The following is a 25,640-nucleotide window of genomic DNA, read 5'->3' as shown; positions in this document are numbered from 1 at the left end:
GACTGACCAGATGACGCACCGCCTCGCTGCTGTCCTGTTCGACATGGACGGCACCCTCGTGGAGACCGAGGAGTACTGGGGCGAGGCGATGTTCGAGCTCGCCGGCCAGCTGGGCGGCCGGATGTCGGCCGAGGCCCGCGCGGCGACCGTGGGCACGAGCATGCGCGTGGCCATGGACGTGCTCTACGCCGATCTCGGGGTGAGTCGGCGGACCGACGACCAGGTGCAGGCCGACGTGGCCCAGATCCTGGGCGCCGTGGCCCGGATGATGACCGAGCGGCTGGTGTGGCTGCCCGGCGCGCAGGAGCTGCTCGCGGAGGTGCACGCCGCCGGGCTGCGCACCGCCCTGGTCACGACGACGCCGCGCCGGCTTGCCGACCTGGTCATCGCCCACATCGAGGCCGGCTACCCCGGCGGCGGCCCGTTCGAGGTGACGGTGTGCGGCGACGAGGTCCGCGCTCGCAAGCCCGACCCGGCGCCGTACCTGCAGGCGATGGCCGCGCTGGAGGTCGCGCCGGAGGAGTGCGTCGTCATCGAGGACTCGCTGGTCGGCGTCCAAGCTGGGCTCGCCTCCGGTGCGGCCGTGCTGGGGGTGGCCGGCCTGCAGTCGGTGCCGCCGGCACCGGGGCTCGTGCAGCGCCCGTCGCTGGCCGGGGTCGGTGTGGCCGAGCTGGCCGACGTGCTCGCCGCCCGCGAGCCGCTGGAGCTCTCCGCCCGCTGAGGCCGCGTCCGGCAGACCCGGGCCGGTACCGGCGACTGGCCACGGGCCGCGGACGCCTGGTCGCCCACGTGCGCGCCGGGGGCTGAGCCGGGCTCAGTCGCGCTCGACGACCGGCAGGGTGGGCCAGCCCGCCGCGGCGGCCGCCTCGGTGGGGAACGGCGGGGGAGTGCCGCCGAACTCCGGGCACAGCGCCTGGTGGTCGCACCAGCCGCACAACCGCGTCTTGTTGGGCGTGAAGTCCCCGGTGCTGACCGCGCGCTCGATCGCCGACCAGATCGCCAGCAGGGTGCGCTCGAACCGGACGAGCTCCTGCTCGTCCGGGGCGTAGGTGAGCGCGTCGCCGTCGCCCAGGTAGATCAGCTTGAGCTGGGCGGCCACCACGCCGCGCGTGCGCCAGAGCACCAGCGCGTAGAACTTCATCTGGAACAGCGCCTTGTTCTCGAACGCCTCGCGGGGCATCGAGCCGGTCTTGTAGTCGACCACCCGCAGCGCGCCGTTGCGGGCGACGTCGAGCCGGTCCACGTAGCCGCGCAGCAGCAGCCCGTCGGGCAGCGTGACCTCGACCAGCTGCTCGAGGCCCTCGGGCTGGATGCGGGTCGGGTCCTCGAGGGTGAAGTAGCGCTCGACCAGCTTCCCGGCCGAGGCGAGCCACGCCTCCACCGACGCGGGTGCGTTCACGTCGGTCTCGGCGCCCTCGGCCTGCGACGTCGCGAACAGCTCGGCGACCTCCGGCTCCTCCCGCAGGTCCGCCCAGGCGGGCCCGAGCAGCTCGAGGGCACCCTCGACGGTGCGCTGCGCCGGCGGCAGCCCGTACAGCCGCTCCAGGACGGAGTGCACGAGCGTGCCCCGCACCATGGCCAGGCTCTTGCGCTCGGGCAGCCGGTCGAGGGTGCGGAAGCGGTAGAGCAGCGGGCAGGTCTTGAAGTCCGCGGCGCGGCTCGGCGACAGCGACGGCCGGCGCGGCGCCCGCTCGGGTGCCTGCTCCGCGACGTCGGTCCCCACCGTGAGCGTCATGGGCCCGAGGCTAGGTCGGCGTGCCGACAGTTCCGAGCGCCCGCGCCGCACCAGGGACACGGGTCACACCGGCCCCCTCCGTACGCTCGTCGCCCGTGGACACCCAGCCCGAGCACGACCTCGACGTCCCCACCGACGCGCCCGCCGAGCGGCCGGAGCCGGTCGAGGGGGCGTTCGTCGCCGGGGACCGCGTGCAGCTGACCGACCCCAAGGGCCGGATGCACACCGTCGTCCTGGAGCCGGGCAAGCAGTTCCACACCCACCGGGGCGCCATCGAGCACGACGACCTCATCGGCGCGCCGGAGGGCTCGGTCGTGCACTCCACCGCGAACACCGGCTACCTGGCGTTCCGCCCGCTGCTGGCCGACTTCGTGCTCTCCATGCCGCGCGGCGCGCAGGTCATCTACCCGAAGGACGCCGCCCAGATCGTCGGCTTCGGCGACGTGGGGCCCGGCATGCGCGTGCTCGAGGCCGGCGCGGGGTCCGGCGCGCTGAGCTGCTCGCTGCTCCGCGCGGTGGGATCGGGCGGGTCGCTGACCAGCTACGAGCGCCGCGAGGACTTCGCCGACGTCGCCCGGGCCAACGTGGGCGCCTTCTTCGGTGAGGTGCCGGGCAACTGGAGCCTGCGGCTGGGCGACCTCGCCGACCACCCGGCCGACGAGGTCGTGGACCGCGTCGTCCTCGACATGCTGGAGCCGTGGGCGGTGCTACCGACGGTCGCCGCCGCGCTGCGCCCCGGCGGGGTGCTGGTCGGCTACGTCGCGACGACGACCCAGCTCTCGACCTACGTCGAGGCGCTGCGCGCGCAGGGCGTGTGGACCGAGCCGCACCAGTGGGAGACGCTGCTGCGGCCCTGGCACGCGGTCGGTCTCGCCGTGCGCCCGGAGCACCGGATGGTGGCGCACACCGCCTTCCTGGTCACCGCCCGGCGGCTCGCCGAGGGCGCGGTCGCCCCCATCCGGCAGCGGCGGGCGCAGAAGATCTGAGCCGCGCGCGGGCGGCCTGCGGCCCTCGCGCGAGCCCACGGCGAACTGTCGTCGCGCGTGTATAGATTTGCGTCCTGGCTCCCCCGAATGTGCGGAGGTGCGCGATGGGCCCAGGTCCGGTCGACGGTCCCGACGAGATGAAGGCGCGACGCGAGCGTGACGTCGCTGCGCTGCTCACCCAGATCTCCTACCTCGAGGAGGAGATCGGCCTGCTGCGCCGGAAGGTCGCCGACAGCCCCCGCCAGGCGCGGGCGCTGGAGGAACGGATCAGCGAGGCGGAGGGGCGCGCCGCGTTCCTCTCCGAGCGCAACGACAAGCTCTCCACGACCCTGCGCGACGCGCGCGAGCAGCTGGTCACGCTCAAGGAGGAGGTCGACCGGCTCGGGCAGCCCCCGTCCGGCTACGGCGTCTTCCTGGAGCGGCACGAGGACGGGTCGGTCGACGTCTTCACCAGCGGGCGCAAGCTGCGGGTCACCCTCTCGCCGAACGTCGAGGGGCTCGACCTGCGGCCCGGCCAGGAGGTCATGCTCAACGAGGCGATGAACGTCGTCGAGGCGCGGGGCTTCGAGCGCGCCGGCGACGTCGTGATGCTCAAGGAGCTGCTCGAGCCGATCGACGGCGTCACCCAGCGCGCGCTGGTCATCGGGCACACCGACGAGGAGCGCGTGGTCTACCTCGCCGACTCGCTGACCGACCAGCCGCTGCGGGCGGGGGACTCGCTGCTGCTGGAGTCGCGCTCGGGGTACGTGTACGAGCGCATCCCCAAGAGCGAGGTCGAGGAGCTGGTCCTCGAAGAGGTGCCGGACATCGACTACTCCGACATCGGCGGCCTGTCCCGGCAGATCGAGCAGATCCGCGACGCCGTGGAGCTGCCCTTCCTGCACGCGGACCTGTTCCGCGAGTACCAGCTGCGCCCGCCGAAGGGAATCCTGCTCTACGGCCCGCCCGGCTGCGGCAAGACGCTGATCGCCAAGGCGGTGGCGAACTCGCTGGCCAAGAAGGTGTCGGCGCTCAAGGGCGAGGGGCAGGGCAAGTCCTACTTCCTCAACATCAAGGGCCCCGAGCTGCTCAACAAGTACGTCGGCGAGACCGAGCGGCACATCCGCCTGGTCTTCCAGCGGGCGCGCGAGAAGGCCAGCGAGGGCACCCCGGTCATCGTCTTCTTCGACGAGATGGACTCGATCTTCCGCACCCGCGGGTCGGGGGTCTCCTCCGACGTCGAGTCGACGATCGTGCCCCAGCTGCTCAGCGAGATCGACGGCGTCGAGGGCCTGGAGAACGTCATCGTCATCGGCGCCTCCAACCGGGAGGACATGATCGACCCGGCGATCCTGCGGCCTGGCCGGCTCGACGTGAAGATCAAGATCGAGCGTCCGGATGCCGAGGCGGCGCGGGACATCTTCAGCAAGTACCTGCTGCCGACGCTCCCGCTCAACCCCGACGACCTGGCCGAGCACGGCGGCAGCCGCGAGGCGACGATCGCCGGGATGATCCAGCGCACCGTCGAGCGCATGTACACCGAGGTCGAGGAGAACCGCTTCCTCGAGGTCACCTACGCCAACGGTGACAAGGAGGTCCTGTACTTCAAGGACTTCAACTCCGGCGCCATGCTGCAGAACATCGTCGACCGCGCCAAGAAGATGGCGATCAAGGAGAGCCTGGAGACCGGCACCGGCGGCCTGCGGGTCGGGCACCTGATGCAGGCCTGCGTCGACGAGTTCAAGGAGAACGAGGACCTGCCCAACACCACCAACCCCGACGACTGGGCGCGGATCTCGGGCAAGAAGGGCGAGCGGATCGTCTACATCCGCACGCTGATCAGCGGCAAGGGCAACGAGTCGGGCCGGGCGATCGACACCGCCACGAACACCGGCCAGTACCTCTAGCGGCGCCGCCGCCCGGACGGCCCGGTCACCGCGAGGTGACCGGGCCGTCCGCGTGCGGGGCCGGTCAGGCGATCGTCAGCACCTGACCGGGGAAGATCCGGCCCGGGTCCGCGCCGATGACGCCCCGGTTGGCCTCGTGCAGGGACGACCAGTGCACGCCGTGCGCCGTGGCGATGCGCGAGAGCGTGTCGCCCGCCCGCACCGTGTACGAGGCACCGGAGCCGGCGGACGCCGGAGCGGGCGCCGGCGTCGGCGCCGGCGCGGGCGGCCGCTCCGCGCGAGAGGCAGCCGGCGGCTCGGCACTGCCGGCGCGGTCCGCGGAGGTCAGGCCCAGCTTCGCGCTGCACGCAGGCCAGGCTCCCCAGCCCTGCTGGGCCAGGGTCTTCTCCGCTGTGGCGATCTGCTGCTCGCGGGTGGCGAGGTCGGCCCGTGGTGCGTAGGCGGTGCCGCCGAAAGCCTGCCAGGTGCTCTGGGAGAACTGCAGGCCGCCGTAGTACCCGTTGCCGGTGTTGATCGCCCAGTTGCCGGTGCTCTCGCAGTGCGCGAGGCGGTCCCACGTGGCGCCGTCTGCGGCGCTCGCCGTCCCGGTGGTCAGCAACGGCCCGGCCAGGACGGCGCCCGCGGCGGCGAGGCCGAGGGTGAGGCGACGGGTAGGGGTGCGAGGGGTGGAGCTGCGCTTCGTCATGGTCCTCTCGAGTGGCGGCGCCCGACGCGAAGCGGCCCGGGACGGGCGCGGCACGCTCCACCCACGGAGCCGGGATGACGGAGGAGCACGGCCGCAGGGCGGAGGGAGGGCGGGCGGCGTGTCCGGGAGGCGCACGGGGCGGCAGCGACGGCCGAGACGATCCCGTGGGCGGCCCGGGACCGCTCTGCTGCGGCCGGGCTCCTCCGACGGTACGCGACTCGGGGCGCCGCGCCACCCCGTCCCCGGTCCGGCGTCGCGGGGTCGGGGGCGGGCGAGCGGCCTAGGGTTGGGGCATGAGCGTGCGGCGGGTCATGGGCACCGAGATCGAGTACGGCATCTCCGTGCCGGGGCAGCCGACGGCCAACCCGACGACGCTGTCCAGCCAGGTGGTCAACGCCTGGTCGGTCGCCGAGGCGCCGACACGGCGTCGTCCCCGGTGGGACTTCGAGGAGGAGTCGCCGCTGCGCGACGCCCGCGGCTTCGACCTCACCCCCGCGCAGGCGCTGGACCACAACGACCTCGACGAGGACACCGGGATGGCCAACGTCATCCTCACCAACGGCGCCCGGCTCTACGTCGACCACGCGCACCCCGAGTACTCCTCGCCGGAGGTGACCGGCCCGCGCGACGTCGTCCTGTGGGACAAGGCGGGGGAGCGGGTGATGGCCGAGGCCATCCGCCGGGCCGCGCGGGTCCCGGGCACCCAGCCCATCCAGCTCTACAAGAACAACACCGACGGCAAGGGTGCCTCCTACGGTGCGCACGAGAACTACCTGATGGACCGCCGGACGCCGTTCGTCGACATCATCCGCGGCCTGATCCCGTTCTTCGTGACCCGCCAGGTGTTCGCCGGAGCCGGGCGCGTGGGCATCGGCCCGGAGAGCCGCACGGCCGGTTTCCAGATCTCCCAGCGCGCCGACTTCTTCGAGGTCGAGGTGGGCCTGGAGACGACGCTCAAGCGGCCGATCATCAACACCCGGGACGAGCCGCACGCCGACGCCGACAAGTACCGCCGGCTGCACGTGATCATCGGGGACGCCAACCTCGCCGAGCTCTCCACCTACCTCAAGGTCGGGACGACGTCGCTCGTGCTGGCCATGATCGAGGCCCGCTACCTGCCGCACGACCTCTCGCTGGAGGAGCCGGTCGAGGCACTGCAGGCCATCAGCCACGACCCGTCGCTGACCCACACCGTGCGGCTGCGCGACGGGCGCCGGATGACCGCGCTGGAGATGCAGCAGACCTACCTGGAGCACGCGCAGAAGTTCGTCGCGCAGAGCGGGGAGTCCGACGAGCAGACCGACGACGTGCTGCGCCGGTGGGCCGAGGTGCTCGAGGACCTGGCCATCGACCCGATGCGCTGCGCCGACCGGCTGGACTGGCCGGCCAAGCTCCGCCTGCTGGAGGGGTACCGCACCCGGGACGGGCTGGGGTGGGGGGACTCGCGGCTGAAGCTGGTCGACCTGCAGTACTCCGACGTGCGGCCGGAGAAGGGCCTGTACAACCGGCTCGTCGCCCGCGGCTCGATGCAGCGGCTGCTCACCGAGGACGAGGTGGAGCAGGCGGTCGTGCACGCGCCCACCGACACCCGCGCCTACTTCCGCGGCGAGTGCCTGCGCCGGTTCCCCGCGCAGGTGGCCGCGGCCTCCTGGGACTCGGTCGTGTTCGACCTCGGGCAGGAGAACCTGGTGCGCATCCCGACCATGGAGCCGCTGCGCGGGACCCGCGAGCACGTCGGGGCGCTGTTCGAGGCCTCGGCCACCGCCAAGGAGCTGGTCGACACCATCACCGGCAGGTGATCGAACCGCTCTGCCGCACCCCGGTTGTCGCACCCGGCGGGTAGCTTCAGCCCCAGCAGCACCACGACGGGAGGGGCAGGCCATGGCCACCAGGGACACCGGCGGGCAGCAGAAGGCGACGCGGTCGCGCGAGGAGACCGAGGAGGTCGAGGCCTCGGCCGACACCGAGGTCGCCGAACGGCACAAGGAGATCACCGAGGACTTCGACGCGATCCTGGACGAGATCGACGAGGTCCTCGAGGAGAACTCGGAGGAGTTCGTTCGGTCCTTCGTACAGAAGGGAGGGGAGTGATCACGCTGAGTGACTGCACGCCGCGCTCGACTTGCGATGAAGCGCTGCCCTTCCTGCGAGGAGACCAAGCCCCCCGCTGAGTTCGGCCGGAACCGCTCACGGGTCGACGGCTTGTCCTTCTACTGCCTGGCGTGCAACCGCGCGCGCAACAGTCGCTGGTACCGCTCGAGTCGGCAACGCCAGGGTTTCGACGTACGCGATCACTCCTGGGTCCCCGAGGGGTTCCGGTGGTGCCCGTCCTGCGAGCAGGCTGTGGCGCACGAGGACTACGTCCGCAACGCCAGCACAGCCTCGGGTTTCGGCAGCCGATGCCGCCCGTGCGACCGAGCGGCGAACTCGGCGGGCTACTTCTACCGGAAGTACAAGCTGACCCGGTCCGAGCTGATGGAGTTGCGCCAAGCACAGGAGAATCGGTGCGGCATCTGCGGGGAACCGGATCCCCAGCATCTCGATCACGACCACTCGACCGGCCGGATCCGCATGCTGCTCTGCCAGCGGTGCAACCAAGGCCTGGGCCTCTTCCGGGACGATCCGTACCTCCTCCACGTCGCCGGGCTGTACGTCGAAGGTCACCGGCAGCAGCAGGCATCCGACACGCTCGTCGCGGCGTCGGTTGAGGCAGCGGAGGCGCCCAGCCGTCCCGGGGAGCCGCCGGTAGGGTCGCAGCGACGTCCAGCTGCGCCCGGCACCAGCACGCGGAGCACCGGACGAACCGATGCGGGCACGCCGGCGTGAGCAGGCGGGAGAGGCGGATGCGTGAACGAGTCTTCGGCTGGCCGGAGCGGGTTCCCGCCCGCCTACCTGGACCGGGTGGGCTCGTCGTTCACCGACTTCCTCTCCACCACGGCGCCTGACCTGCTGCCCGGCCGCCGCCCCGTCCCGACGATGCCCGTCGGCGACCTCGCCCCGCACGGCACGACGATCGTCGCCGTCACCTACGAGGGCGGCGTCCTCATGGGCGGCGACCGGCGCGCCACCATGGGCAACCTGATCAGCTCGCGGGACATCGAGAAGGTCTACCCGGCCGACTCCTACAGCGTCATCGGCATCGCGGGCGCGGCCGGCATCGCCATCGAGATGGTGAAGCTCTACCAGGTGGAGCTGGAGCACTACGAGAAGATCGAGGGGCTCACGATGTCCCTCGACGGCAAGGCCAACCGGCTCGCGCAGATGATCCGCGGCAACCTGGGCGCTGCGATGCAGGGCCTCGCCGTGGTCCCGCTGTTCGCCGGGTTCGACCTCGATGCCGCCGAGGGCGCCGCACCCGGGCGCATCTTCAGCTACGACGTCACCGGCGGGAACTACGAGGAGCGCGGCTACGCCGCCGTCGGCTCCGGCTCGCTGTTCGCCAAGAACTCGCTCAAGAAGACCTGGCGCAGCGGCCTGCCCGCCGACGAGGCCACCCGCACCGTGGTCGAGGCCCTCTACGACGCCGCCGACGACGACTCCGCGACCGGTGGCCCGGATCCCGTGCGCCGGCTCTACCCGATCGTCTACCGGGTGGACGTCGAGGGCACCGTCCGGCTGACCGACGCCGAGGTGGCCACCGTCGCCGACGCGATCGTCACCGAGCGCGCCGCCGCTGACCGCCAGAACGTGGACCGGGGGGCCTGAGCCATGACCATGCCGTACTACGCCTCCGCCGAGCAGGTCATGCGCGACCGCTCGGAGTACGCCCGCAAGGGCATCTCCCGCGGCCGCAGCGTCGCCGTCGTCACCTACGCCGACGGCGTGCTGTTCATCGCCGAGAACCCCAGCTCGACGCTGCACAAGGTCGGCGAGATCTACGACCGGATCGGCTTCGCCGCCGTCGGCCGGTACAGCGAGTTCGAGAGCCTCCGGGTCGCCGGGGTCCGCCTGGCCGACGTGCGCGGCTACTCCTACAACCGCCGCGACGTCACCGGCCGGGTCATCGCCAACGCCTACGCGCAGACCCTCGGCGCGATCTTCACCGAGCAGATGAAGCCCTACGAGGTCGAGCTCTGCGTCGCCGAGGTGGGTGACCGACCGGAGGCCGACCAGCTCTACCGGCTCACCTTCGACGGCTCCGTCGTCGACGAGCCGGACTTCGTCGTCATGGGGGGCCAGGCCGAGGCGGTCACCGGGCACCTCCGCGAGCACTTCCTCCCCGGCATGGGCTTGTCCGACGCGCTGCAGGTCGGCGTCCGCGCGCTGTCGGCGGTCAGCCCGGTCACGGCGGGCGCCGGCAACGGCGGCCCCACCCAGCTCACCGCCGCCCAGCTCGAGGTGGCCGTCCTCGACCGGCGCCGCCCGAAGCGGGCCTTCCGGCGGATCACCGGCGCCGCTCTGCGCACCCTGCTGGGCGACGACTCGGCGCCCGACGTGGACGATGCCCCGGTGACCAGCGCGCACGCCCCCAGCGTCTCCGAGCCGGGCACGCCGGCGGGGCTGGGCGACCCGGCCAACCCCGACACGGCCGGTGGTGCCGAGACGGGCCTCTTCGACCCGCACGACGAGGACGGGGGCGAGGGCTGACCGCACCGCGGGTGCGCGCGCAGCCCACCTCCGTCGCTCCCGGCGCCTAGGCTCGGAGCGTGGACCGACGGATCTTCGGGATCGAGACCGAGTACGGCGTCACGTGCACCTTCAAGGGGCAGCGGCGGCTGTCCCCGGACGAGGTCGCCCGCTACCTGTTCCGGCGGGTGGTCTCCTGGGGTCGCAGCTCGAACGTCTTCCTGCGCAACGGCTCCCGGCTGTACCTCGACGTCGGCAGCCACCCCGAGTACGCGACGGCGGAGTGCGACGACCTCACCGAGCTCGTCGTCCACGACAAGGCCGGTGAGCGGATCCTCGAGGGGCTGCTGGTCGACGCCGAGCAGCGGCTGGCCGAGGAGGGCGTGGCCGGGGACATCTACCTGTTCAAGAACAACACCGACTCGGCGGGCAACAGCTACGGCTGCCACGAGAACTACCTGGTGGGCCGGCACGGCGAGTTCAGCCGGCTGGCCGACGTCCTCATCCCGTTCCTGGTGAGCCGCCAGGTCGTCGTCGGCGCGGGCAAGGTGCTGCAGACGCCGCGGGGCGCCATCTTCTGCGTCAGCCAGCGCGCCGAGCACATCTGGGAGGGCGTCTCCAGCGCCACCACGCGCTCGCGGCCGATCATCAACACCCGCGACGAGCCGCACGCCGACGCCGAGCGCTACCGGCGGCTGCACGTGATCGTCGGCGACTCGAACATGAGCGAGACGACGACGCTGCTCAAGGTCGCCATGACCGACCTGGTGCTGCGGATGATCGAGGCCGGGACCCCCATCCGGGACATGACGCTGGAGAACCCGATCCGCGCCATCCGCGAGATCAGCCACGACATGACCGGGCGGCGCAAGGTGCGGCTGTCCAGCGGCAAGGAGATGTCGGCCCTGGAGATCCAGCGCGAGTACCACGACCGCGCCCTGGAGTTCGCCGACCGCGAGGGCGTCCAGCCGGTGCAGCGCCAGATGCTCGAGCTGTGGGGCCGGGTGCTCAAGGCGGTGGACACCGAGGACCTCAGCCTCATCGACCGCGAGATCGACTGGGCGATCAAGTACAGCCTCATCGAGCGGTACCGGGCCAAGCGGGACCTGACGCTGTCCTCCCCACGGGTGGCCCAGATGGACCTGGCCTACCACGACATCAGCCGCACGCGCGGCCTGTACTACCTGCTGGAGAAGGCCGGCCAGGTCGAGCGGGTGACCCACGAGCCCCGCGTCTTCGAGGCAAAGAACGTCCCGCCGCAGACCACCCGCGCCCGGCTGCGCGGGGAGTTCATCCGCAAGGCCCAGGAGAAGCGCCGCGACTTCACCGTCGACTGGGTGCACCTCAAGCTCAACGACCAGGCCCAGCGCACCGTGCTGTGCAAGGACCCCTTCAAGGCGGTCGACGACCGCGTGGAGAAGCTCATCGCCTCGATGTGACCCCGCTTTTCCGCGGAAAGGCGGTCTGCTTTTCCGCGGAGAAGCAGGGGTCAGGGGGTGCGCTCGGGCTCCGGTTCCACGTCCACGGGTGCCTGCAGGGCGGCGTATCGGCCGGCGGCCGCGGCGGCGAGGAAGTAGGCGCGCTCCTCGGGCATGCCGCGGCCCATGGTCCGCAGCGGGACGGGGGAGAGGCCGAGGGCGTCCTCCAGACCGTCGGTGTCCACCCACACGACCGGGTTCCGGGCCGGCTGGCCGGCGAGGTCCTCGTCGACCTGCGCACCCAGCTCCGACCCGAGCCCGCGCGGCGCCACCAGCGTCACCCCGCCCAGCGCCACCCGCCCGAACGCGGTGAGCGAGTGGTGGGACACCCCGCGGTGCCGGGGCCGCGGGTCGGCGTCGGAGATGCGCAGCGCCCCGATGGCCTGCCCGCCGAGCACGGTGACGGCGTTGCACGCCTCGCCGGCGGCGACGCCGGAGAAGCCCCACGGCGTCCCGGTGCCCAGGTTGCCCGGACCCTGGGTGACGATCGCCAGGTCGGCGCCCAGCACGTGCTTGGCGGCCAGGAGCCCGGTGTGCACCGTGACCGCCTCGAGGTCGCCGCCGAAGGACTGCCCCACGGTGACGACGCCGGCCAGCGACCGGCGCAGCGCGTCGAGGGTCCGGGAGAACCCGGCCGCGAGCGCCCCGCCGTCTGTCATGACGTAGGCGACCCTCAGGTCGGGGTCGGTGGCCAGCATCCCGATGAGCACCGCCGGCAGTGCCGAGTGCAGGTCGGCCACCACCACCGGCATGCCGTCCAGCGAGTCGGCCTCGGCCAGCGTCGCGTGGTGCTCGGTGTCCTGCTCGTCGACGCCCTGCACGGTGACCTGCAGCGGCGTGTACCGGGCCTTGACCAGGTGCCCGGGGCCGGTCGGGTCCGGCGGCAGCCGGTCGGGGACGGCGACCACCAGCGCGTAGCCGCCGGTGCCCAGGTTCTGCGCCCACGCCGTCGTGTTGAGCAGCACGTCGTCGCCCACCTCGGGCACGCCCACCAGCGAGGGGTACGCCAGGGCCCGGACCTCGCCGTCGTCGGCCACGGCCACCGTCAGCTCGAGCGCGTCGCGCCAGACGCGACCCACCGCGGTCACCTCCCCGCGCCGCCAGCGGATGCGGGAGGGCGGGGGAGTGCTCATGCCCCGCAGGCTATCCAGCGTCCCGGGAGACGGCTGGACGGCGCGGTCCCGCTAGCCTGGGCCCCGTGGCGGCCAAGCGGGCGGAACGACTGGTGAACCTGGTCATCGCGCTGCTGAGCACCCGCCAGTACGTCACCGCCGCCCGCATCCGGGCCACGGTGCCCGGCTACGAGCCCGACGACGGCACCGACCGCGCCGACGAGGCGTTCAAGCGGATGTTCGAGCGGGACAAGGCCGAGCTCCGCGAGATGGGCGTGCCGCTGGAGACCGGGCGCACCAGCGTCTTCGACACCGAGGACGGCTACCGCATCGCCCGGGCCGACTACGAGCTCCCGGAGATCCGGCTGACCGGTGAGGAGGCCGCGGCCGTCGGCCTGGCCCTGCGGCTGTGGGAGTCCGCGCAGCTCGCCGGCGCGGCGCAGAGCGCCCTGGTCAAGCTGCGCGCCGCCGGCGTCGACGTCGAGGCCGGCGGCGGCATCCCGCTGCAGCCCCGCTTGGACGCCGGTGAGCCCGCCTTCGAGCCGGTCTACGCCGCCGCCCGGGACCGCCGCGCGCTGCAGTTCGACTACCAGCGCCCCGACGAGGACGTCCCCACCCGCCGGCACGTGCAGCCGTGGGGCGTCATCGCCTGGCACGGCCGCTGGTACGTCGGCGGCCTGGACCTCGACCGGCAGCAGCCCCGCATGTTCCGGCTCTCCCGCGTGGTCGGCACCCCCAAGCCGACCGGGCCCGCCGGGGCGTTCGAGCCGCCGGCCGACCTCGACCTCGGCGCGATGGTCGCCGCGCAGGTCGGCGGCCAGGAGACGCTGGTCGTCGTGCGCGCCCGTCCGGGCACCGCCGTCGGGCTGCGCCGGTGGGCCACCCACCTGGGCACCACCGAGGACGGCACGGAGGACCGGCTCGAGCTGCGCACCACCGAGCCGTGGGGTCTGGCCGGGCAGCTGGCCGCCCTGGGTGCCGACGTCGTCGTCGAGGGCCCGGCCGAGATCCGCGAGGCCGTGATCGCCCGCCTCACCCGGCTGGCCGCGATGGGAGCGCAGTGACGACGACCGGCACCACCGACCGGATGACCCGGCTGCTGGCGCTCATCCCGTACCTCACCGCACGGCCCGACGGCGTCCGCCTGCAGGAGGCGGCCCGCGACTTCGGCGTCACCGAGCGGCAGCTGCGCGGCGACCTCGAGCTGCTGTGGATGTGCGGGCTCCCCGGCCACGGCCCGGGCGACCTGATCGACCTCTCCTTCGAGGGCGACCGGGTGCACGTCACCTTCACCGCGGGCATGGTCCGGCCGCTGCGCCTGACCACCGACGAGGCGGTCGCGCTGGTCGTGGCCCTCAAGACCCTGCTCGAGCTGCCCGGGCTGGCCGAGGGCGAGGCGGTGAGCCGGGCGCTGGCCAAGGTGGCCGCCGCGGCCGGGCACGCGGCCGAGGTGACCCCGGTCAAGGTCAGCGTCGACGCCCGCGAGGAGACCCTGGCCGTGGTCCGCGAGGCGCTGCAGCGCAGCCGCGCCCTGCACCTGCACTACTACGTGCCCACCCGCGACGAGCGCACCGAGCGCACCGTCGACCCCATGCGGCTGCTGCTGGTCGACGGCCGCTGGTACCTGGAGGCCTGGTGCCGCCGGGTGGAGGGCGTGCGGCTGTTCCGCCTCGACCGGGTCGACGACGTCGTCGTCCTCGACGAGCCGGCGGCCCCGCCGCCGCAGGCGCACGAACGCGACGTCGAGGGCGGCGTCTACCAGCCCGAGCCCGGCTCGCCGGTGGTGCGGCTGCGGCTGGCCCGCGGCGCCCGGTGGGTCGCCGAGTACTACCCGGTCGACGCCGCCACGCCCGTCGACGACCCGCCCGGGGGTCTGGCGGTCACCGTGCGCACCGCGGACCTGGCCTGGGCGCGCCGGCTGGTCGCCTCGCTGGGCGGCGACGCGCTGGTCGACGAGCCGGCCGGCCTGGCCGCGGAGATCGCCGCCGACGCGCGGGCGGCCCTGGCCCGGTACGGGGTCCGGCCCCCCGCCGCGCCGGGCGCCACCGGCTAGGGTCGGCGCGTGCTGCTGCTGGTCGTGTGGATCGTCGTCGTGGTGCTCTGCGCCGTCGTCCTCGGCGCCGTCGCCCACGGCGTCCTGGGTGCCCGCGCGCGGCTGGCGCGCGAGGTGACCGCCTTCGAGCGGGAGGTGCAGCCGCTGCTCGACCGCGTGGCGGCCACCGCCGAGAAGGCGCGGTCCGAGCCCGACGGGACGACGTCGGCGGGCTGACGCTGCGGGGGAGCGGTCTGCGCCGGGCGTAGCATCGGCGCGGAACCGACTTCTGGAGGACGTGTCATGGGCTCACTCGGCCCGCTGGAGATCGGCCTGATCATCCTGGCCATCCTGCTGCTGTTCGGCTACAAGAAGCTGCCCGACGCCTCGCGCTCGCTCGGCCGCTCGCTGCGCATCTTCAAGGGCGAGATGAAGGGCATGAAGGACGACGACTCCGCGGGCGGGGGTCTCCGCGGCAAGGACCCCGCGCAGACGACGGTCCGCGGCGAGATCGTGCCCCCGGCCCCGCGCCAGGACCTCGAGGCCGACGCCCTGGCGGCCGAGGCCCGCGCCGCCGAGCTGCGGGCAGCGGAGCTCCGCGCCCGCGCCGAGCAGGCACGCGCGTCCGACCAGCCCCGCTGAGCCCCGCACCGGACCGGACGACGGTGAGCGAGGCGCCCCCGCGGCGCAGGCGCCGGAAGGCCCGCGACCCGCAGGCCACGATGCCGCTGGTCGGGCACCTGACCGAGCTGCGCAACCGGATCGCCAAGGCCCTGCTGGCGCTGGCGCTGGGCACCGTCGTCGGGTTCCTCTGGTACGACCACGGCCTGCTCACCTTCCTGACCGAGCCCTACTGCGACCTGCCCGGCAGCTTCCGCTTCCAGGGCGACGAGGACTGCCGGCTGGTGGTGCTCGACGTGTTCGGCGGCGTGCTGCTGCGGCTGAAGATCGGCCTGATCGCCGGTGCGGTGCTCTCCGCGCCGTTCTGGCTCTACCAGCTGTGGGCGTTCATCACGCCGGGGCTGCACCGCAACGAGCGGCGCTACACCGTCGCCTTCGTCGCGTCGGCCACGGTGCTGTTCGCGGCGGGCGCCTTCCTGGCCTGGCTGACCCTGCAGAAGGGCCTGGAGCTGCTGCTGTCGCTGGCCGGTGACGAGGTCGCCTTCCAGCTGACCGCCCCGGACTACCTGGGCTTCGTCATCAGCCTGCTGGTGGCGTTCGGGCTCTCGCTGGAACTGCCGCTGCTCGCCGTGGCCCTGAACCTGGTGGGCGTGCTCAGCCACGAGGTGCTGGCGAAGAGCCGGCGCTGGATCTTCTTCCTGACGATCGTGTTCGCCGCCTTCGTCACGCCGACGCAGGACCCCTTCACCATGCTGGCCATGGCCGGGCCGATGATCCTGCTGTTCGAGGTGGCCATCCAGATCGCCCGGTTCGTCGACCGCCGCCGGGCGCGCCGGGAGGCGGCCGCGGGCTTCCCCGGTCTCGGCGACGACGAGGCCTCCCCGCTGGACGCCCGCCCGTCCGCGCTGGACGAGCCGCAGGGCTCCTCGTCGGCCTCCACCCGCGGCTGACGCGGTGGACGTCGCCGTCCTCGTCAGCGCCGCGGCCGGGCGCGGGCGGGCCGCTCCGCTGGCCGGGACGGTGCTCGGCGAGCTGCGCGCGGCCGGGCTGAGCCCGCGGGTGCTCCCCGCGGCCACGGGCGCGGAGGCCGAGGTGCAGGCGTGCGCCGCGGTCGCCTCCGGAGCCGCCGCGGTGGTGGCCGTCGGCGGCGACGGGACCGCGCACGCCGCGCTGCAGGCCGTCGCCGGGACGGGCACCGCGCTGGGCCTGGTGGCCGCCGGCACCGGCAACGACCTGGCGCTGGCCCTGGGCGTGCCGGCCGATCCCGTCGCCGCAGCCCGGGCGGTCGGCGCCGACCTGCACGCGGGGGAGGGGCGCGCGATCGACGCCGGCCGGGTCGGCGACCGCTGGTGGGCCACGGTGCTGTGCTGCGGCTTCGACTCCGCGGTCACCGACCGGGCCAACCGGCTGCGCTGGCCTCGCGGCCGGCGGCGGTACGACCTCGCGGTGCTGCTCGAGCTCGCCCGGCTGCGCCCGTACGCGATCACCCTCGGCCTGGACGGCGAGGAGCGGACGGTGCCCGCGACGATGATCGCCGTCGGCAACACCGCCTGGTACGGCGGCGGTCTGCGGATCTGCCCCGACGCCGACCCCGCGGACGGCCGTCTCGACGTCACCGTCGTCGGGCCGGTCAGCCGCCGCGAGCTCGTCCGCACGCGGCCGCGGCTGGCCGACGGCTCGCACGTGCGGCACCCGGCGGTGCAGACCTTCCGGGCCACCCGCGTGGAGCTGGCCTGCCCCGGTGTCACGACCTACGCCGACGGCGAGCCGGTGGCCCCGCTCCCCGTCGTCGCGGAGTGCGTGCCGGGCGCGGTGCGCGTCGTCGGGACGCAGCGAGCCGGGGACGCGCGACGCGCCTAACGTGGGGGCATGTCCAGCCCCGCTGAGCGGTACGCCGCTGCCCGGCGCCGGACGGCCCATCCGGCCCTCGCCGACTTCACCGCCGAGCTGGGCTTCTCCCTCGACCCGTTCCAGGTCGAGGCGTGCGAGGCCCTGGACCGCGGCTCCGGCGTGCTGGTCTGCGCACCGACGGGCGCCGGCAAGACCGTCGTCGGCGAGTTCGCCGTGCACAAGGCGCTGTCCGAGGGGCGCAAGGCGTTCTACACGACGCCGATCAAGGCGCTGTCGAACCAGAAGTACAACGACCTCGTCGAGCGCTACGGGCCCGAGCGCGTCGGGCTGCTCACCGGGGACAACGCGGTGAACGGCGACGCGCCCGTGGTGGTGATGACCACCGAGGTGCTGCGCAACATGCTCTACGCCGAGTCGCCGGCGCTCACCGGCCTGGGCTACGTGGTGATGGACGAGGTGCATTACCTCGCCGACCGGTTCCGCGGCGCGGTCTGGGAGGAGGTGATCATCCACCTCCCGCCGTCGGTCACGCTGGTCTCGCTGTCGGCGACGGTCAGCAACGCCGAGGAGTTCGCCGACTGGCTGGTCACCGTGCGCGGCGACACCGAGGTCGTGGTCAGCGAGGTGCGCCCCATCCCGCTGTGGCAGCACATGCTCGTCGGCAACCGCGTCTTCGACCTGTTCTCGCTGCGCCCGGCCGCGCACGCCGCCGAGCTGGGCGACAGCCCGCGCCCGCTGTCCACGCGCGAGCGCGGCGCCTCCGTCGTCGACCCGGAGCTGGTCCGCTACGTGCGCGAGCACGAGCGGCGGCTGGACGCCTGGGGCGGCCCCGGGCGCCGGGACAGCGGGCACCGGCCGCGGCACCGCCCCCCGGCCCGGTCCGACGTCATCGAGCGGCTGGACAAGGCGGGCCTGCTGCCGGCGATCACCTTCGTCTTCAGCCGCACCGGCTGCGACGCGGCCGTCCACCAGTGCCTGATGAGCGGGCTGCGGCTCACCGACGAGGTCGAGCGCGCCGAGATCGCCGCGATCATCGACGAGCGCACCGGGTCGCTGCCGGAGGAGGACCTGCACGTCCTCGGCTACTGGGAGTGGCGTGAGGGGCTGCTCGCCGGCCTCGCCTCCCACCACGCCGGCCTCGTCCCCGCCTTCAAGGAGACGGTGGAGGAGTGCTTCGTGCGCGGCCTGGTCAAGGCGGTGTTCGCCACCGAGACCCTGGCGCTGGGGATCAACATGCCGGCGCGCACCGTCGTCCTCGAGCGGCTGGTGAAGTGGAACGGCGAGGCGCACGTCGACGTCACGCCGGGGGAGTACACGCAGCTCACCGGCCGGGCCGGGCGGCGCGGGATCGACGTCGAGGGGCACGCCGTCGTCATCTGGGCGCCGGGCATGGACCCCTCGGTGGTCGCGGGGCTGGCCAGCACCCGCACCTACCCGCTGCGCTCCAGCTTCCGGCCGAGCTACAACATGGCGGTCAACCTGGTCGGCTCGTTCGGCCGGGCCCGGGCGCGGGAGCTGCTCGCGTCGTCGTTCGCGCAGTTCCAGGCCGACCGCTCGGTCGTCGGGCTGGCCCGCGCGGCCGCCCGGCACGAGCGCGAGGCCGAGCGGTTCGCGGCCGACATGCACTCCGACCGCGGTGACGTGGGGGAGTACGCCCAGCTGCGCCGGGAGATCTCCGACCGCGAGAAGGAGCTCTCCCGCGACTCGCAGGCCAAGCGCCGCATGGAGGCCGCCGACGCGCTGGCCGCGCTCCGCCCGGGCGACGTCATCCGGGTGCCCTCGGGACGGCGCCAGGGCCTGGCCGTCGTGCTGGACCCCGGCATCACCGACCTGGCCGACCCGCGCCCGCTCGTGCTCACCGAGGACAAGTGGGCCGGCCGGCTGGCCTCGGTCGACTTCCCGACGCCGGTGAGCGCGCTGGCCCGGGTCCGGGTGCCCAAGAACTTCAACCACCGCAGCCCGCACGCCCGCCGCGACCTCGCCTCCACCCTGCGCAACGCCCGCGTGGAGCACGATCTCGGTGCCCGGATGGTGCGCAAGGGCCGCTCGGCGGCAGCCGACGACCCGGTGCTGGCCGACCTGCGCTCCGCGCTGCGCCGCCACCCGGTGCACGCGCTGCCCGACCGCGAGGAGCGCGTCCGGGTCGCGGAGCGGTGGCTGCGCGCGGTCAGGGAGGCCGAGCAGCTGCACCGGACCATGGCCGAGCGCACCGGCTCGCTGACCCGGCAGTTCGACGCCACCTGCGACGTCCTCGAGGAGCTCGGGTACCTCGTGCCGGAGCCGGTGCAGCTGGTGCCGGCCGACACCGTCGTCCTCGGCGCGGCCGACGACGCCGCGGTGGTCACCGACGACGGCCGGCGCCTGGCGCGGCTCTGGTCCGAGGCCGACCTGCTGGTCGCCGAGTGCCTGCGGGCCGGCGCCTGGCGGGGGCTGAACGCCGCCGAGCTGGCCGCGGCCGCGTCCACCGTCGTCTTCGAGGCCCGCCGCGACCTGGTCTCGCTGCCGGCCATCCCGGCCGGCAAGGTCGCCGCGGCGATCGCGGAGATGCGCCAGGTCCGCTCCCGCCTGGAGGACGTCGAGGCCGCGTACGGCGTGCGGGTCACCCGGGACCTCGACCTCGGCTTCGCCTGGGCCGCCTACCGCTGGGCCGACGGGCAGAGCCTGGACCGGGTGCTCGCCGGGGCCGAGCAGGCCGGCACGGAGCTCTCGGGTGGTGACTTCGTGCGCTGGATGCGCCAGCTGATCGACCTGCTGGACCAGGTCGCCAAGGTGGCCGACGATGCGGTGGCGTCCGTGGCGCGGGCCGCGGTGGGCAAGGTGCGGCGGGGCGTCGTCGCCGTCGCGGTGGGGGGCTGACCATGACCGACGTCCCGGGTGCACCCGAGGAGACCGCTCCGGGCACGGCGGCCCCGGCGAGGCCACGGCGCCTCCTCCGCCCGCTCCTCGGGTGGCTGGTGGTGGTCGTGGTCGTGGCCGCCCTGGCCGTCGCCCGGTGGGCCGGTCTGGGTCCCACGCTGCTCGACGACGCGCGAGTGCAGAGCGACGTCGCGGAGCAGTTCGAGGAGCGCTACGACGTCGGGGTGGACGTCGACTGCCCGCGGGACATGCAGGTGAGCGAGGGCAGGTCCTACGAGTGCGACGCCGAGACCGACGACGGCGAGGACCTCACCCTCGTCGTCACCATCACCGACGAGGACCCGGCCGCCTACAGCTGGGACGTCGGCTGACGCCTCAGTCGAGGGCGTCGGCGGGCCAGCCCAGCGCGGCGCCCAGCCGGCCCAGCGAGGACTGCAGGCCGTGCTCCTCGGCGAGCTCCGCCAAGGCACCTCGGTCTGCGGGGGACCGGGGGAGCGTGCCCTCGACCGCCGGCAGGTCGATGTTCTTCGCCACGGCGACGACCACCGGCGCACGGTCGAGGTAGTCGGCGGCGGCGTGCAGCTTCCTGAGCACGGCGGCGGTGAGCGGGGCCTTGGCGACGACCGTGCGCCCGGCGGCCGCGCGGATGCCCGCGAGGTCGCCGAACTCGTTGATCAGCGCGGCCGCGGTCTTCGCCCCGACGCCGGCGACCCCGGGGAGCCCGTCGCTCGGGTCCCCGCGCAGCACCGCGAAGTCGGCGTAGGCGCGGCCGGGGATGCCGTACTTCGCGGCGACGGCGGCCTCGTCGACGCTCTCGATGTCGGCGATGCCGCGGGCGGTGTAGAGCACGCGGACGCCGCGCCCGTCGTCGACGAGCTGGAAGAGGTCGCGGTCGCCGGTGACGATGTCGACCGGTCCGCGGGCGCGGGTGGCCAGCGTCCCGATGACGTCGTCGGCCTCGTAGCCGGGGGCGCCGACGCGGTCGATGCCCGCCGCGGCCAGGACCTCCACCAGGATCGGCACCTGGGGGCTCAGCTCGTCGGGTACCTCCTCCTCGCCCTCGGTGGCGACGCGGTGCGCCTTGTACGAGGGCAGCGCCTCGACGCGGAAGGCGGGCCGCCAGTCGTCGTCCCAGCACGCGACCAGCCGGTCGGGGCCGTGGGCGGTGAGCAGGCGTGCGGTCATGTCGAGGAAGCCGCGGACGGCGTTGATCGGCCGCCCGTCGGGCGTGGTGATGCTGGTGGGCACCCCGTAGAACGCCCGGAAGTACAGCGAGGCGGCGTCCAGCAGCATGGTCGTCACGGCTCGGGACGCTAGCCGGTCGGTCGACACGTGCGGAGCGTGTCGGAGGCCACGGTTAGTCTGCGCCCGTGGGATCCGCCTCAGGGACGCCGAGCGCCCGGCCGCTCGTCACCGTCGAGCGGGTGCACGCCGCCCGCGGGCTCGCTGCCGAGGCCGGCACCGATCTGCTGGTGCTCACGCCCGGGTCGGACCTCCGCTACCTGACCGGCTACCACGCCCACGCGATGGAGCGGTTGACCGCGCTGGCCGTGCCGCGGGAGGGCGAGCCGTTCCTCGTCGTGCCCCGGCTCGAGGCACCCATGGTCGAGGTGAGCCCGGCGGGTGCGCTGGGCCTGGACGTCCTCGCGTGGGACGAGACCGACGACCCCTTCGCGCTGCTGGCGCAGGCCGCGACCGCGCGCCTCGGGGCCGCGCCCTCCCGCGTCGCGGTGGGCGCGCGCACCTGGGCCGAGCACGCGCTGGGCGTGCAGCGGGCGCTGCCGGGCTCGGCGCTCGAGCTGGCCGGGCCGGTGCTCGACCGGCTGCGCATGGTCAAGCAGCCCGCCGAGATCGAGGAGCTCGCCCTGGCGGGCGCCGCGATCGACCGCGTGCACGCCCGCATGGCCGGGTTCCTGACCGTGGGCCGGACCGAGGCGGCGGTGGGTGCCGACATCGCCGCGGCGATCCTCGAGGAGGGGCACGTCGGCGTCGACTTCACCATCGTGGGCTCCGGGCCCAACGGCGCCAGCCCGCACCACGAGCTGTCGGACCGCACGATCCGCGCCGGCGACGTCGTCGTCGTCGACATCGGTGGCGAGACCGCGACCGGCTACCGGTCGGACTGCACCCGCACCTACGTGGTCGGCGGCAGCGCGCCGTCCGACGTCGCCGAGTGGTACGGCGTGCTGCACGCCGCGCAGCAGGCCGCGGTGGCCGCCGTCCGGCCGGGGGTGACCGCCGAGCAGGTGGACGCCGCCGCCCGCCGGGTCATCGCCGAGGCGGGCTGGGGCGAGCACTTCATCCACCGCACCGGGCACGGCATCGGCCTGGACTCGCACGAGGCGCCCTACATCGTCGAGGGCAACGACCTGCCGCTGGAGCCCGGGATGGCGTTCTCCGTCGAACCGGGCATCTACCTCGCGGGGCGCTGCGGCGCCCGGATCGAGGACATCGTCGTCTGCACCGACGACGGTGCCCGCTCGCTCAACGTCGGTCCGCGTGAGCTCGTCGAACTCCCCGGCTGAGGACGGCGTCGCCGCTCCGCCGGTCGACGTCGACCGGTCGCTGCTGGCGGCCCTGGCGCGCGATGGGCGGGCAAGCTACACCGAGCTGGCCGACAAGGTGGGGCTGTCGGTGTCGGCGGTCCACCAGCGCGTACGGCGGCTCGAGCAGCGCGGGCTGATCACCGGCTACCGGGCGACGCTGGATCCGAAGCTGCTGGGCCTGCCGCTGACCGCCTTCGTCTCCATCACGCCGATCGGCGCGCAGACCGAGGACCCGCCGGCGCTGCTGGCGCACCTGAGCGCCATCGAGGAGTGCCACGCGGTGGCGGGGCAGGAGAGCTACATCCTCAAGGTCCGGGTGGCCTCGCCGGACGCGCTGGAGCTGCTGCTGCGCGAGATCCGGGGCTGCGCGAACGTCTCGACGCGCACGACGGTCGTGCTCTCCACGCCTTTCGAGGACCGCCCTCCGCTCTGACCGATGACCTCCACCCGCGGGGCCGGTCTGGTCCACGTACACCGACCCCACGGGAGCTGCGCGATGCGACGACTGACCTTCGGCATGAACGTGAGCCTCGACGGCTACGTCGCCGCGCCGGGCGACGACCTCGGCTGGGGCGTGCAGAGCGACGAGCTGTTCCAGTGGTGGTCGGACCGGGTGGGCGCCACGGGCACGGCGCTGTACGGGCGCCGGCTCTGGGAGTCGATGAACTCGCACTGGCCGACCGCCGACGGGCAGCCCGGGGCCACGGCAGCGCACGTCGAGTTCTCCCGCCGCTGGAAGGCCGTGCCGAAGGTGGTCTTCTCCTCCACGCTCGGCACCGTCGACGGGAACGCCCGCCTCGTCACCGGCGACGCGGTCGACGAGATCACCCGGCTGAAGTCCGGAGAGGGCGGCCCGCTGGACATCGGGGGCGCCACGCTCGCCTCGACGGCGATGCGGGCCGGGTTGATCGACGAGTACGTGCTGGTCACCCACCCGGTCCTGGTCGGTCGCGGCGCGCCGTTCTTCACGGAGCTCGAGGAACGGGTGCAGCTGACCCTGGTGGAGACGCGGGCCTTCCCCGGAGGCGTGCTGCTGACCCGCTACCAGACCGGGAGCTGACCTCCTCCTCTGGACAACGCTTCGAACACGTGTTCGCATGGTCGGCATGCGGTGGGAAGCGCAACGACTGGACCTCGAGGACACCTCGACGCTGCCCGGCATGCCGAGCATCCGCGGTCTGCTGCGCAGCGTGCAGGTGCCGGAGTTCCCGGGCCTGACCTTCCACGAGGTGCGCTCGCGCTCAGCGCTCAACCACGTGCCCGGCGAGTCCGCCATGCCGTTCCCGTGGACGATCAACCCGTACCGGGGCTGCAGCCATTCGTGCGTCTACTGCCTGAGCGGTGACACCGAGATCCTGATGGCCGACGGGAGCCGGCGCCCGATCGCCGACCTGCGCGTCGGCGACCGCATCATCGGGACGGAACGGCGCGGCACCTACCGCCACTACGTCGAGACGGAGGTGCTGGCCCACTGGTCGACGGCCAAGCCGGCGTTCCGCGTCAGCCTCCGGGACGGCACCCGGCTCACCGCCAGCGGTGACCACCGGTTCCTCACGACCCGCGGCTGGAAGCACGTCACCGGCGCCACGAGCGGCGCCGAGCAACGGCCCCACCTCACGACGAACGACAAGCTGCTCGGCTTCGGCAGCACCGTCGCGATCCGCGAGGCCTGCGTGGAGTACCGCCGGGGCTACCTCACCGGCATGATCCGCGGCGACGCGAACCTGAAGACCTATCGTTACGCGCGCGCAGGACGGGCGCACGGGGACGTCCACCGCTTCCGCCTCGCCCTCGCGGACGGCGAAGGGCTGCACCGCACGCAGGCCTACCTGGAGCTGGAAGGGGTGGCCACCGATCGCTTCGACTTCTCGGCGGCGTCAGAGAGCCGGCGTGCCATGACAGCCATCCGGACGTCCGCCGCATCGTCGGTGGCACGGATCCAGGAACTGGTGCAGTGGCCTGCCAGCCCCTCGGCATCCTGGCAACGGGGCTTCCTCGCCGGGATCTTCGATGCCGAGGGGAGCCGCAGCCGAGGGGTCCTGCGCATCAGCAACGCCGACGACGACATCCTCGCCCGGACGCAGGACGCCTTCGCAGCGTTCGGCTTCGACGCCGTGCTGGAGGACAGGGGCCTCAAGAACCGCGTACGCAGCGTCCGCTTGCGCGGCGGGCTTCGTGAACACATGCGCTTCGTAGCCCTCATAGATCCGGCGATACGCCGCAAGTGCGTGGTCGACGGCAGCGCGGTGAAGAGCGACGCGGACCTCCGGGTCGAGGAGATCTCCGACCTCGGGCTCGTCATGCCGATGTTCGACATCACCACGGGAACGGGTGATTTCGTCGCGAACGGCGTCATCAGCCACAACTGCTTCGCTCGCAAGACACACGAGTGGCTCGAGTTCGACTCGGGGCGCGACTTCGACTCGCAGGTCGTGGTGAAGACGAACCTGGTCGAGGTGCTGCGCCGCGAGCTGGCCCGGCCGTCGTGGGCCCGGGAGCACGTGGCGCTGGGCACGAACACCGACCCCTACCAGCGGGCCGAGGGCCGCTACCGCCTTATGCCCGGGGTGATCGGCGCGCTGGCCGGGTCCGGGACGCCGTTCTCCATCCTCACCAAGGGCACGCTGCTCCGCCGGGACGTCCCGCTCCTCGTCGAGGCCGCCCGCCAGGTGCCGCTGGGCCTCGGCGTCTCCATGGCGATCTGGGACGAGGCCCTGCACGCGGCGCTCGAGCCCGGGGTGCCGACGCCGCGGGCCCGGCTGGACCTGGTCCGCGCGCTGGCCGACGCCGGCCTGCCGTGCGGGGTCTTCCTCGCGCCGGTGCTGCCGGGCCTCACCGACGACGAGGCATCCCTCGACGAGGCGCTGGGCGCGATCGCTGCGGCGGGCGCGACCGGGGTGACCGTGATCCCGCTGCACCTGCGGCCCGGCGCCCGCGAGTGGTTCATGGCGTGGCTGCGCACGGCTCACCCGGAGCTGGTCCCGCGCTACGAGCGGATGTACGCCCGCCGGGCCTACGTGCCCGCCGAGTACCGGGCCTGGCTGGCGGCGCGGGTGGCGCCGCTGCTCGCCCGGCACGGGCTGGACCGCCGCACCGGGGGAGAGGCGCGCGGGACCGACGGCCCGCTGGCGACCGGCGTGCCGGGGGACGAGGAGGTCGGCTTCCCGGCCGGCAGCCTGCCCACCGGCGGGATGCCGGGTGTGCGGCCGAAGGGGGAGCTCCCCCCGGCACCGGCTCCGGCGGTCGAGGCCGCGGAGCAGCTGTCGCTGCTCTGAGCCCGGCCCGG

25 protein-coding genes are annotated in these 25,640 nt (G+C 73.7%); 21 read left to right on the top strand and 4 right to left on the bottom strand.

Features of this window, described 5'->3' with window-relative positions:
- Positions 1-10: 10 nt before the first annotated feature.
- Positions 11-721, top strand: a complete 711-nt coding sequence (locus ACI79H_RS09420) for an HAD family hydrolase (protein WP_456554110.1) — start codon at positions 11-13, stop codon at positions 719-721.
- A gap of 93 nt (positions 722-814) precedes the next feature.
- On the opposite strand, the gene ACI79H_RS09415 is transcribed toward ACI79H_RS09420, so the two are convergent.
- Positions 815-1,735, bottom strand: coding sequence for a RecB family exonuclease (locus ACI79H_RS09415; protein ID WP_456554109.1), 921 nt, complete (start codon positions 1,733-1,735; stop codon positions 815-817).
- Positions 1,736-1,830: 95 nt separating this feature from the next.
- Here ACI79H_RS09415 and ACI79H_RS09410 point away from each other — a divergent pair, with 95 nt between their 5' ends.
- Both ACI79H_RS09410 and arc read left to right on the top strand, forming a co-directional pair.
- The gene (locus tag ACI79H_RS09410) at positions 1,831-2,721 is read left to right on the top strand and encodes a tRNA (adenine-N1)-methyltransferase (RefSeq protein ID WP_456554108.1); all 891 of its coding nucleotides are present in this window, start codon (positions 1,831-1,833) and stop codon (positions 2,719-2,721) included.
- A gap of 104 nt (positions 2,722-2,825) precedes the next feature.
- Positions 2,826-4,607: a proteasome ATPase gene (gene arc / locus ACI79H_RS09405; protein ID WP_456554107.1), complete on the top strand. Its 1,782-nt coding sequence runs from the start codon at positions 2,826-2,828 to the stop codon at positions 4,605-4,607.
- Positions 4,608-4,671: 64 nt separating this feature from the next.
- On the opposite strand, the gene ACI79H_RS09400 is transcribed toward arc, so the two are convergent.
- Positions 4,672-5,292 (bottom strand): LysM peptidoglycan-binding domain-containing protein, encoded by a 621-nt coding sequence (locus ACI79H_RS09400; RefSeq protein WP_456554106.1) that lies wholly within the window; start codon positions 5,290-5,292, stop codon positions 4,672-4,674.
- 293 nt (positions 5,293-5,585) lie between these two features.
- On the opposite strand from ACI79H_RS09400, the gene dop reads away from it, so the two are divergent.
- The 6 genes from dop (at position 5,586) to pafA (ending at position 11,297) form a co-directional block, all read left to right on the top strand.
- On the top strand, positions 5,586-7,091 hold the full coding sequence (gene dop, locus ACI79H_RS09395; protein ID WP_456554105.1) for a depupylase/deamidase Dop: 1,506 nt from the start codon (positions 5,586-5,588) through the stop codon (positions 7,089-7,091).
- 82 nt (positions 7,092-7,173) lie between these two features.
- Positions 7,174-7,383: a ubiquitin-like protein Pup gene (locus tag ACI79H_RS09390; protein WP_456554104.1), complete on the top strand. Its 210-nt coding sequence runs from the start codon at positions 7,174-7,176 to the stop codon at positions 7,381-7,383.
- A 252-nt stretch (positions 7,384-7,635) separates the two neighbouring features.
- Entirely contained in the window at positions 7,636-8,118 is a 483-nt protein-coding gene (locus tag ACI79H_RS09385) for an endonuclease domain-containing protein (protein WP_456554103.1), read from the top strand.
- Between the two features lie 21 nt (positions 8,119-8,139).
- Positions 8,140-8,997: a proteasome subunit beta gene (gene prcB / locus ACI79H_RS09380; RefSeq protein ID WP_456554102.1), complete on the top strand. Its 858-nt coding sequence runs from the start codon at positions 8,140-8,142 to the stop codon at positions 8,995-8,997.
- A 3-nt stretch (positions 8,998-9,000) separates the two neighbouring features.
- Positions 9,001-9,879, top strand: coding sequence for a proteasome subunit alpha (gene prcA, locus ACI79H_RS09375; RefSeq protein ID WP_456554101.1), 879 nt, complete (start codon positions 9,001-9,003; stop codon positions 9,877-9,879).
- A gap of 59 nt (positions 9,880-9,938) precedes the next feature.
- A complete protein-coding gene (pafA, locus tag ACI79H_RS09370; RefSeq protein WP_456554100.1) occupies positions 9,939-11,297 on the top strand; it encodes a Pup--protein ligase in 1,359 nt (452 codons plus the stop codon).
- A gap of 50 nt (positions 11,298-11,347) precedes the next feature.
- Here pafA and ACI79H_RS09365 read toward each other — a convergent pair whose 3' ends face one another.
- Positions 11,348-12,469 carry a DUF3866 family protein gene (locus tag ACI79H_RS09365; RefSeq protein ID WP_456554099.1) on the bottom strand — a complete coding sequence of 374 codons (1,122 nt, stop codon included), beginning with the start codon at positions 12,467-12,469 and terminating at the stop codon, positions 11,348-11,350.
- 65 nt (positions 12,470-12,534) lie between these two features.
- Between ACI79H_RS09365 and ACI79H_RS09360 the strand changes: the two genes are divergently transcribed.
- From ACI79H_RS09360 to ACI79H_RS09325, 8 genes are all read left to right on the top strand, one after another.
- Positions 12,535-13,512, top strand: a complete 978-nt coding sequence (locus tag ACI79H_RS09360; RefSeq protein WP_456554098.1) for a helix-turn-helix transcriptional regulator — start codon at positions 12,535-12,537, stop codon at positions 13,510-13,512.
- Entirely contained in the window at positions 13,509-14,501 is a 993-nt protein-coding gene (locus tag ACI79H_RS09355) for a helix-turn-helix transcriptional regulator (protein ID WP_456554097.1), read from the top strand. The genes ACI79H_RS09360 and ACI79H_RS09355 overlap by 4 nt, the downstream gene beginning before the upstream one ends.
- Positions 14,502-14,510: 9 nt before the next feature.
- A complete protein-coding gene (locus ACI79H_RS09350) occupies positions 14,511-14,717 on the top strand; it encodes a hypothetical protein (RefSeq protein ID WP_456554096.1) in 207 nt (68 codons plus the stop codon).
- A gap of 66 nt (positions 14,718-14,783) precedes the next feature.
- Positions 14,784-15,122, top strand: coding sequence for a Sec-independent protein translocase subunit TatA (gene tatA, locus ACI79H_RS09345; protein WP_456554095.1), 339 nt, complete (start codon positions 14,784-14,786; stop codon positions 15,120-15,122).
- A gap of 23 nt (positions 15,123-15,145) precedes the next feature.
- A complete protein-coding gene (gene tatC / locus ACI79H_RS09340) occupies positions 15,146-16,051 on the top strand; it encodes a twin-arginine translocase subunit TatC (protein WP_456554094.1) in 906 nt (301 codons plus the stop codon).
- Positions 16,052-16,055: 4 nt separating this feature from the next.
- Positions 16,056-16,961 (top strand): diacylglycerol/lipid kinase family protein, encoded by a 906-nt coding sequence (locus ACI79H_RS09335; protein WP_456554093.1) that lies wholly within the window; start codon positions 16,056-16,058, stop codon positions 16,959-16,961.
- Positions 16,962-16,970: 9 nt separating this feature from the next.
- Positions 16,971-19,808, top strand: coding sequence for a DEAD/DEAH box helicase (locus tag ACI79H_RS09330; protein WP_456554092.1), 2,838 nt, complete (start codon positions 16,971-16,973; stop codon positions 19,806-19,808).
- A 2-nt stretch (positions 19,809-19,810) separates the two neighbouring features.
- Entirely contained in the window at positions 19,811-20,179 is a 369-nt protein-coding gene (locus ACI79H_RS09325; protein ID WP_456554091.1) for a DUF4333 domain-containing protein, read from the top strand.
- Positions 20,180-20,183: 4 nt separating this feature from the next.
- Here ACI79H_RS09325 and ACI79H_RS09320 read toward each other — a convergent pair whose 3' ends face one another.
- Complete coding sequence (locus ACI79H_RS09320; protein WP_456554411.1) at positions 20,184-21,101, bottom strand: 5'-3' exonuclease; 918 nt, start codon at positions 21,099-21,101, stop codon at positions 20,184-20,186.
- 77 nt (positions 21,102-21,178) lie between these two features.
- Between ACI79H_RS09320 and ACI79H_RS09315 the strand changes: the two genes are divergently transcribed.
- From ACI79H_RS09315 to ACI79H_RS09300, 4 genes are all read left to right on the top strand, one after another.
- Complete coding sequence (locus ACI79H_RS09315; protein WP_456554090.1) at positions 21,179-22,333, top strand: M24 family metallopeptidase; 1,155 nt, start codon at positions 21,179-21,181, stop codon at positions 22,331-22,333.
- A complete protein-coding gene (locus ACI79H_RS09310; protein WP_456554089.1) occupies positions 22,308-22,787 on the top strand; it encodes an Lrp/AsnC family transcriptional regulator in 480 nt (159 codons plus the stop codon). The genes ACI79H_RS09315 and ACI79H_RS09310 overlap by 26 nt, the downstream gene beginning before the upstream one ends.
- Before the next feature lie 63 nt (positions 22,788-22,850).
- Positions 22,851-23,414, top strand: a complete 564-nt coding sequence (locus tag ACI79H_RS09305; RefSeq protein WP_456554088.1) for a dihydrofolate reductase family protein — start codon at positions 22,851-22,853, stop codon at positions 23,412-23,414.
- Between the two features lie 46 nt (positions 23,415-23,460).
- Positions 23,461-25,629, top strand: a complete 2,169-nt coding sequence (locus tag ACI79H_RS09300; RefSeq protein WP_456554087.1) for an intein-containing Rv2578c family radical SAM protein — start codon at positions 23,461-23,463, stop codon at positions 25,627-25,629.
- Positions 25,630-25,640: the final 11 nt, after the last annotated feature.

The organism is Blastococcus sp. SYSU D01042 (genome assembly GCF_054050515.1).
Note: the sequence above shows the minus strand (reverse complement) of the source record. Positions and strands in the feature narration are given on the sequence as shown.